This is a genomic window from Stenotrophomonas sp. STEN063, assembly GCF_056854515.1.
This window is the reverse complement of the sequence record NZ_JBXFWF010000037.1, coordinates 34,948-44,239: the sequence shown is the minus strand read 5'-3', so window position 1 is coordinate 44,239 and position 9,292 is coordinate 34,948. Positions and strand designations below refer to the sequence as shown.

At 64.9% G+C, this 9,292-nt stretch carries 4 protein-coding genes; all 4 read left to right on the top strand.

Going from position 1 to position 9,292, the window contains the following annotated elements; genetic code table 11:
• Positions 1–126: 126 nt before the first annotated feature.
• The 4 genes from AC1VWL_RS11435 to AC1VWL_RS11420 all read left to right on the top strand — a co-directional run bounded on the left by AC1VWL_RS11435 (position 127) and on the right by AC1VWL_RS11420 (position 9,230).
• Positions 127–1,926 (top strand): autotransporter assembly complex protein TamA, encoded by a 1,800-nt coding sequence (locus AC1VWL_RS11435; RefSeq protein ID WP_482986761.1) that lies wholly within the window; start codon positions 127–129, stop codon positions 1,924–1,926.
• Positions 1,927–1,970: 44 nt separating this feature from the next.
• The gene (locus AC1VWL_RS11430; RefSeq protein WP_482986762.1) at positions 1,971–5,783 is read left to right on the top strand and encodes a translocation/assembly module TamB domain-containing protein; all 3,813 of its coding nucleotides are present in this window, start codon (positions 1,971–1,973) and stop codon (positions 5,781–5,783) included.
• Positions 5,784–6,203: 420 nt separating this feature from the next.
• Positions 6,204–8,351 carry a S46 family peptidase gene (locus tag AC1VWL_RS11425; protein WP_282267510.1) on the top strand — a complete coding sequence of 716 codons (2,148 nt, stop codon included), beginning with the start codon at positions 6,204–6,206 and terminating at the stop codon, positions 8,349–8,351.
• A 144-nt stretch (positions 8,352–8,495) separates the two neighbouring features.
• Positions 8,496–9,230: a winged helix-turn-helix domain-containing protein gene (locus tag AC1VWL_RS11420; RefSeq protein WP_481534288.1), complete on the top strand. Its 735-nt coding sequence runs from the start codon at positions 8,496–8,498 to the stop codon at positions 9,228–9,230.
• Positions 9,231–9,292 lie beyond the last annotated feature (62 nt).

Genomic DNA, 9,292 nt, shown 5'->3' with positions numbered 1-9,292 from the left:
ATGCTCGGCAGAGGCTGTACCGGTAATGCCCTTGCCGAGCATGGCTCGGCACAACAGGGGCCACCCCGGCCGAGCATGGCTGGGCCCTGCCGGCCATGTGATTTTGCCGGTCATGTTCGGACCGGTATGCTGGCGCGCATGCAGCTATCTCGAATCACCCCGCTCCTTCTGTTCCTGGCGTCGCTGGCAGCAGCACCCCTTGCCCATGCCCGCGGCACCATCGAAAAAGTCCAGATCAAGGGTCTGGACAAGGGTGATGACGCCGAGATGATTGAAAACATCGAGGTGTCGCTGTCGCTCTACGACGCGATCGGCAAGGTGCAGGGCGAATCCCGGCTGGAATACCTGCTGTCGCAGGCCGAGCGGCAGACCCGCACCGCGCTGGAGCCGTTCGGCTTCTACAACCCGAAGATCACAGTGGAAGCGCCGCGTACCGGCGAGACCCTGCAGGTACTGATCCAGGTCGACAAGGGCGAGCAGGTCAAGGTCCGTACCCAGGAACTGGCCATCACCGGCCCGGCCTCGCGCGACCAGTACCTGCAGGACGACATCGAGGCCTTCCACCCCAAGACCGGCGAAGCCTTCGACTCGGTGAACTACGAGGCCAGCAAGATCACCATCACCCGGCGCCTGGCCGAGCGTGGTTACTTCGATGCCGACTTCACCCAGCGCAAGGTGGAGGTGACACGCGCCGAGAATGCCGCCGACATCTTCCTCACCTGGGACAGCGGCCGCCGCTACAACATGGGGCCGATCACCTTCGAGCAGGACTATTTCCGTCCGGGGCTGTTCGAGCCACTGGTGTACTGGGAACAGGGAAGTTATTGGCATGAAGGCAAGCTTGATCGCCTGCGCGAGTCGCTGACCAAGCTCGATTATTTCAGCGTCATCGACATCCAGCCGCATCCGGAACAGGCCGATGACAACGGCGAGGTCCCGGTCAACGTAAAGCTGACCCGCGCCAAGCGCACCATCTATACCGCTGGTCTGAGCTATGGCAGCGAGAGCGGGCCCGGTGTGCGCGGTGGCGTCGAGCGTCGCTACGTCAACCGCCGTGGGCACAAGCTCAGCACCCAGCTGGACTACGCACAGAAGCGCAAGAGCTTCATCACCAGCTACCGCGTGCCGGGCTTCCGCTGGCTGGATGGGTGGTACAGCTATGCGATCAGTGCCTATGACGAGCAGACCGATTACATCGACCTGCGCAACGTCAAGCTGATCGCCAGCCGCAGCGGCGAGATCAACGAGCACTGGACCGCCATCGTCTCGATGAATGCCTTGCGCGAGCGGTGGCGCTACAGCTCCGGCGACCAGTTCAATGCCGCGGTCTACAACTATTCGACGCTGGTCTACCCGCAGCTCACCGCCGACTACGTCGATGTCGACGACAAGAGCTTCCCGCGCCGAGGCCTGAGCGGCAATGCCACCCTGCGTGGCGGCATCGAGGGGGCCGGTTCGGATACCAGTTTCATCCAGGCCGATGCCACCGTGCGCTGGTATATCCCGGTTGGCGAGGCTGATCGCTTGATCCTGCGCGGACAGGCCGGCACCACCTGGACCAGCGATCTGGTCGCGATGCCGCCCAGCCTGCGTTACTTCGCCGGCGGTGACCGCTCCATCCGCGGCTATGCCTTCCGCGAAGTCGGCCCGCGTACGCCGGCACCGGACAAGTTCGCGCTGGGCGCGAAGAATCTTGCCGTGGGTTCGGTCGAATACGAGCACTACTTCGGCGGCGGTCCCTGGGGCGGCGCGGTGTTTGTCGATACCGGCAGCGCCTTCGACAACACCATCGACCTGCATACCGGCGTCGGCTTCGGCGTGCGCTGGAAGTCGCCTGTGGGCCCGGTGCGCATTGATATCGCGCATGGCCTGAACAACCCGGATTCGCAGTTCCAGCTGTATCTGAACATCGGAGCTGACCTGTGAGTACACGCCCCGATGAAGTGACCCCGGAAGAGCGCGAAGCGCGCATCGCCGAGCTGCGTGCCAAGCGCAAGGCGCGGCTGCGCACGCTGGCGGTGCGCAGCGGCATCACCATCACCGTGCTGGTGCTGTTGGGCCTGTTCGCGCTGTACTGGTTGCTGCAGACCGTAGCCGGCCGCGAGGTGCTGCTGGCGCAGGTGGTCGCGCGCCTGCCCGCTGGCTCATCGCTGACCTGGAGCAAGGCCGAAGGCCCGCTGGCTGGGCCGCTGATCCTGCACGACCTGGATTTCCGCTACAACGAGCTGCACTTCACTGCCGGCCAGGCCTATCTGGATCCGGATATCCGCCCGCTGCTGGGCCGCAAGTTGCGCCTGGACGCGCTGCGCATCAGTGATGCCACGCTGGAGCTGGGGCCGTCGGAAGACACGCCGTTCGAACTGCCCAACTGGCCGGATGTATTGCCGGCCATCGAGTTGCCGTTGGCCCTGCAGGCCGACACCATCGTCATCGATGGCCTGCGCATCACCCAGCTGCAGCAGCCGATCATCGACATCAGCAAGGTCCGTGGCGGACTTGAAGCCGCCGATGGCGAGTTCACCGCCACCCAGATCAAGGTCAACAGCAACCTCGGCGATTTCCGTATCGACGGCCATTACCTGCCGCGCAAGGACTACGCCACCGACCTGACCGTGCGCGCGCTGATGCCGCCACGTCCGGGCCAGCCCGCCGCGCGGCTGGGCTTGGTCGCACGTGGCAACCTGGCCCATATGGAAGTTGCGGTGGCCGGCTACGCGCCCAAGCCGCTGCATGTCAGTTTCATTCTCGATGGCCGCAGCGATCCGGTGTGGAACGTGGCAGCGCGCAGCGAGCAGCTGGATATCGGCCAGCTGGTGCCAGCGCAGTTCCTGGCCGAAGCGCCGGCACCGTTGGCGCTGGATTTCACCGCGCGTGGCCGCGGTGGCCAGGCGCGGTTGCAGGGACGGGTGCGCCAGGGCGAGAACGAACTGGTGCTGGCGCCGTCCAATGTCGCCATCGACAAGCAGGTGCTGACGGTTGCGCCGCTGGTTGCCGAAGCCTTCGGCGGCAGCGTGCGGCTGCAGGGCACCGCCGATTTCAGCGATGCGCAGAACCCGGGCTTCCGCTTCGCGGTTGTGGCCAACCAGCTGACCTACACCCCCGAGCCGGACCCGAGTTCGCCGGATAGCACACCTGTGCCCTTGCATCTGAAAGAGGCGCGGCTGGGTGTGGCCGGCAACCTGAAGAACTGGGCCGCCGTTGGCAAGGCTGAAGTGGCGCGCGAAGCGCAGGACGCCAATCTTGATTTCGATGTGCGTGGCAACGACCAGCAGGCGCATATCGAACGGCTGCAGGCGAGCACGCCTGGTGGTTCGCTGGAACTGAAGGGCTCGGCGGCCTGGGCACCGACGCTGGCCTGGGATGTGGATGCAAGCCTGTCCAAGTTTGATCCCGGTTATTTCGCGCCGGGCTGGGAAGGCAACCTGTCCGGCTCGCTGGCCTCCAAGGGCAAGCAGTTGCCGGCCATGGCCGGCAGCAACGACATGCGTTTCGAGGCCACGCTGGACGTGCCGCAGATCAACGGCATGCTGCGCGGCCGTCGCGTCGATGCGCGCGCCAAGCTCGCATTGCAGGGTACGCAGGGCGAGGGCAATGTGCGGCTGGTGATGGGTGACAGCCAGATCGAGGCCAAGGGCAAGGTCGGTGACCGTCTGGATGTGGATGCGCGCTTGGAGCCGTTGCACCTGTCTGATCTGCTGCCCGGCGGCACCGGCAGCCTGGCCGGTACGCTGCAGCTGCGCGGCACGCCGAGTCAGCCGGACATCAGCGCCGACCTGCGCGGCAATGGCCTGCAATGGGACGATTGGAAGGCCCAGCAGATCAGCATCAACGGCCGTCTGCCATGGCAGGGCAACAACGGCGCGCTGGCGATCCATGGCAGTGCGATCGAGGTCGGCATGCTGCTCGACCAGGTCAACATCAACGCACGTGGCAGCGTGCAGAACCTGCAGCTGGACGCCGATACCCGCAATGAGCTGGGCGCGGTGGCGTTGAGTGGCAGCGTGCGCCAGCAGGGCCAGGCCTGGCGCGGCGAGCTGGCCTCGCTGCGGATCGCACCGGTCAAGGGCGCGCCATGGCAGCTGCGGCAAGCGGCCACGTTCAGTGCGCAGGGCAGCAACTTCACCCTGTCCGATGCCTGCCTGGGCTCGGAGACCGGTGGTGCCCTGTGTATCGCCGCCAACTGGCCGCGCGAAGGCCTGCAGTTGCGCGGCGATGCCTTGCCGCTTGCCCTGGTGCAGCCATGGCTGCCGCCCAATGAAGGCCGCCGCATGTACCTGCGTGGCGAGCTCACCCTGGATGGCAACATCCGTCCGCGTGGCAATGCCTGGGAAGGTGGCTTCAAGGTAGCCTCGGCCGAAGGCGGCATCCGCCTGGGCGACAATGCCCGTGGCGAGCTGGTGCGTTACGACAATTTCTCGCTCAACGTCGACATGCTGCCCAATAGCATCAAGGGCTACCTCGGCGTCGGCTTCAAGGGCGACGGCTTCATCGATGCCAAGGTGCAGACCGGCTGGGAGCCCAATGCGGCACTCACCGGCGAGCTGTACATGAACATCGCGCGGCTGTACTGGCTGGAGTTGTTCTCGCCTGACTTGGTGCGCCCGCAAGGGCTGATCGAAGGCCACGTCAGCCTGCGTGGCACGCGCTCGCAGCCAACCCTGGGTGGCGAGGCCAAGCTCAGCAACTTCACCGGTGAATTCCCGGCGTTGGGACTGACCCTGAGCGAAGGCAAGGGCAGCTTCATCGCCCAGCCCGACGGCTCGGCGCGTATCAGCGCCTCCACCAAGACCGGTGGCGAAGGCACGCTGCAGGTGGATGGCGGCCTGTCCTGGTTCGGCGATGCACAGCCCCTGCAGCTGCATATCCACGGCGACAAGGTGCTGATGGCCAACACCAGCGAACTGCGGGTGGTGGCCAATCCGGATCTGGACTTCACCCTGGCTGGCACCGCGATGGAACTGCGTGGCAGCGTGCATGTACCCGAGGCGGATCTGGATCTTGAACGCCTGGATCGCGGTACCTCGGCGTCGGAAGACATCGTGGTGCTGGATCCCGTCGACCCGGAAGAAGGCCCGTCCTCGCCGCTGGACATGGACCTGACCGTCAGCCTCGGCGACAAGGTCAAGATGAGCGGCTTCGGCCTCAAGGGCGCGCTGACCGGCAGGATGCAGGTGCGTGCACGCCCGGGCCGCGAGATGACCGCCAACGGCGGCCTGGAAGTCAGTGGCCGCTACAAGGCCTACGGCCAGGACCTGACCATCACCGACGGCCAGCTGTTGTGGAACTACGGCGTGGTCTCCGACCCGCGCATCAACATCAAGGCGCAGCGCTCGATTGGTGACATCACCGCCGGCATCCATGTCACCGGCCGTGCCCAGCAGCCCAAGGTCGACGTGTGGTCGGATCCGGCGATGTCGCAATCCGAGTCACTGGCCTATCTGGTGCTGGGGCGTAGCCTGAGCATGGCCAGCAGCGACCAGGCACAGCAGGTCAACGCGGCATCGGCGGCATTGTCGGCCGGCACCGGCCTGCTTGCTGCACAGGTGGGCGCCAAGATCGGCCTCGATGATGCTGGCGTCAGCCAGTCACGCGCGCTGGGCGGTTCGGTGATCGGCGTGGGCAAGTACATCACGCCCAAGCTCTACATCGGCTACGGCGTGTCACTGATCGGCAGCGGTTCGGTACTCACCTTGAAGTACCTGCTGCGGCGCGGCTTCGACATCGAAGTGGAATCGTCCACGGTCGAAAACCGCGGCTCGGTGAACTGGCGCAAGGAGCGCTGAGCAGGAGGCGGAGTGTTGTGGGAGCGGCGTCAGCCGCGAAGCCAGCGCTCCCGCCGAAGTCATTGACGCATTGGCAACGCCGAAGCCGTTGCTCTGCCGCGAAACCATGCCGCACGGGTTTCGCGGCTCACGCCACTCCCGAAGTATTTCGTTCTCGACGCACCCGAACCCACAATTTCCCTCGGAAAGCCGCGGGCCAGTTGGGGGAGCGGCGTCAGCCGCGAAGCCCGCGCTCCCGCAGCCGCCATTGGCGCATTGCCAACACCGAAGCTGCCGCTCTGCCGGGAAATAAATCCGCACCGGCTTCGCGGCTGACACCGCCCCAACAGGCGTTGGCGGTACGGCGTGACTGCTGGCGGTTGCCGCTCCAAGCGGGGGCCGCTACTGTCCACCGCTGTTCTGTAATCCGCTGGAGTTCCAATGACGCGTAAACCGCTTACCGCCGCGCTGGCGCTGGGCATGAGCCTGACCGCCGCTGCCGCCCACGCCAACGAAGGCATGTGGATGCCCACGCAGCTGCCGGAGCTGGCCAGGACGCTCAAGGACGCCGGCTTCAAGGGCGACCCCAAGCAGTTGGCCGATGTCACCGCGCCGCCGTTGAGTGCGGTGGTGCGTGTCGGTGGCGGTACAGGTTCGTTCGTCTCCGACGAGGGTCTGTTGCTGACCAATCACCACGTGGCCTATGGCGTCATCCAGTACAACGCCAGCAAGGAGCACAACTTCATCGATGACGGCTTCATCGCCCAGGGCCGCGATGACGAGCGCGCTGCCAATCCCGACTACCGGGTGCTGGTGACGGTCGGCTTCGACAAGGTCACCGACGAGGTGCTCAAGGACGCGCGTGGCAAGACCGGTCGCGGCTACTACGACGCGGTGGAAAGCGCGCGCAAGCGCATCGTCGCCGACTGCGAGGCCGAAGGCGGCGTGCGTTGCTCGGTGGCCAACATGTACTACGGCAGCGACTTCTACCGCATCCGCCAGCTGGAGCTGACCGACATCCGTCTGGTCTATGCACCGCCGCGTGCGATCGGCAACTACGGCGATGAAATCGACAACTTCATGTGGCCGCGCCACACCGGCGATTTCACCCTGCTGCGTGCCTACGTCGGCAAGGATGGCAAGCCGGCGCCGTACAGCAAGGACAACGTGCCTTACCATCCGCCGGCGCACCTGAAAATGTCGCTGGATGGCCCGAAGGAAGGCGATTACGCGATGCTGGCCGGTTACCCGGGCACCACCTATCGCCTGCGCACCGCCGCCGAGTTCGCCAACCAGATCGATACCGTGCTGCCGCGTCGCGTGGAAGTGTTCCAGCAGCTGATCGACGTGATCGAAGCGCAGGGCAAGGGCAATGCCGATGCACGCACGCGCTACGCTTCGCAGCTGCAGTCGCTGAAGAACAACCGCAAGCGCGCTGCCGGTGAACTGGAAGGCCTGCTGCGCAGCGATGCCAAGACCCAGCGCGCACAGGACGAACAGGCCATGCTGGCCAGCGCCGATGGCAGGTACAAGGCCGATATCGATGCACTGTTTGCGTCGCTGGCCGCGGACAGCGCGGTTGGTGGCAGCGAGTTCCTGATCACCCTGATGTCCAGCCAGACCCAGCTGCTCCGTTCGGCGTTGCTGTTGGAGCGGCTGCGGGTGGAGTCGCTCAAGCCCGATGCCGAGCGTGAAGCCGGCTATCAGCAGCGCGACCAGGCCTTGATCGAAGGTGTGCTCAAGCAGGTACAGCGTCGCTACGACCCGGCCGTTGAGAAGGCCTTGCTCACCGCATTGCTGACCCGCTACCAGCAGCTGCCCGATGCACAGCGCGACTCGCATTACGACAACTTGTTCGGTCGCACCCCGGCCGAGCTGGCCAGGCATCTGGATGAACTGTACGCACAGACAAAGCTCGGCGATGAAGCGCAGCGTCTGTCGCGCTTCGAAGCCGCACGCAAGGGTGGTTTCATCGAAGCCGATCCGCTGGTGTCGGTGGCCTCTGCACTGGTGATGGCACAGCTCAACGCCGAGCGCGACAGCAAGGAACGCGCGGGTGAGCAGTTGCGCCTGCGTCCGTCCTACATGCAGGCCTTGTTCGCCTGGCGTGCAAGCCAGGGCCGGGCGGTGTATCCCGATGCCAACAGCACCCTGCGCATCAGCTATGGCAAGGTCGAGGCACTGCATCCGCGTGATGCGGTCAGCTACTCGCCGGTGACCACGGTTGCGGGCATCGTCGAGAAGAACACCAACACGGTGCCGTTCGACGCGCCCAAGCCGCTGCTGGCGGCAATTGCCAAGGGTGATTTCGGCAGCACCGCTGATCCTGCGTTGAAGACGCAGACGGTGAACTTCCTGACCAACCTGGACACGACCGGTGGCAACTCCGGTTCGCCGGTGCTCAATGCCAAGGGAGAACTGATTGGTCTGAACTTCGATTCCAACTGGGAATCGGTCAGCGCCAGCTGGTGGTTCGACCCGCGCTACAAGCGTGCCGTGCACGTGGACATGCGTTACCTGCGTTGGCTGTTGGCCAAGGTGTACCCGGCACCTGCTCTGCTGCAGGAAATGGGCGTACCTGCCGAATAAGGGTGGCTGAATGGGCGGCGCGATAGTGCCGCCCATTCCATTCATAAAACGGTGTGTACCCCGTTTCGGCGATAACTGACATTACGCTAGGCTAAAATCCCGAGAATAGGTGGGCTGTCTACTGACGCCCGACAGGGAGAGTGTGTGGCATCGGATCTGAACTATGCGCCTGTGGGCGCAGCCAATCCCACGGCCTTGGCGCCACTGCGTATCTGGATTGTCGGCAACCTGGAACTGTTGCAACCGCTGTTGCCGTACGGCGCGCAGATCCAGGCCCTGGACAGCGTCGAGGCGCTGTATCGCGAACTGGTGATCGTGCCCTGCGACATCGTGGTCATCGATACCACCCGGGTCCGCGCCGGCATGGTCGAGACGGTCGAGCACCTGCGCCGTCGTGATGATCTGGGAGTTGTCCTGTTGGTCGATCCGCTCACCCCACATCTGATCGCCGAAGGCCTCTGGGCTGGCGCCGACGCCTGCCTGCCACACCGCCCGGAGCCGGAATTCCTCGCTGCCAAGCTGTATAGCCTGCGCCGGCGCTTGCCCGGCGAGGCGGCGCAGCTGATGGAGGCCGGCGGGGCCGCCAATAGCCCCTGCTGGGCACTGGAATCCGATGGCTGGGACCTGCGCGGGCCCAATGGGCAGGTTTTGGCGCTGACCGAGGCCGAGCGCGCATTTCTCACTTTGATTTTCTCATCTCCGGGCGAGACGGTTGCCCGCGAACGCCTGATTGCCGCCCTCACCGACCAGCCCTGGAGCTTTGATCCGCACCGGATTGAAGTGCTGGTCCACCGTTTGCGTAACCGTGTGCAGTCGGCCACCGGCTGTACCCTTCCAGTTCGCGCAGTTCGGGGCGCTGGCTACCGTTTGACGGTGTAGGTCACACTTTTGCGTTTATCGCGAGTTCATTTAAGTGAATGCCCGTGTTTCACATTTGTGAG

Bases quoted from the DNA above. Each gene is read 5' to 3' on its own strand.
- AC1VWL_RS11435 (WP_482986761.1), top strand. From the start codon at position 127: ATGCTGGCGCGCATGCAGCTATCTCGAATCACCCCGCTCCTTCTGTTC.
- AC1VWL_RS11425 (WP_282267510.1), top strand. From the start codon at position 6,204: ATGACGCGTAAACCGCTTACCGCCGCGCTGGCGCTGGGCATGAGCCTG.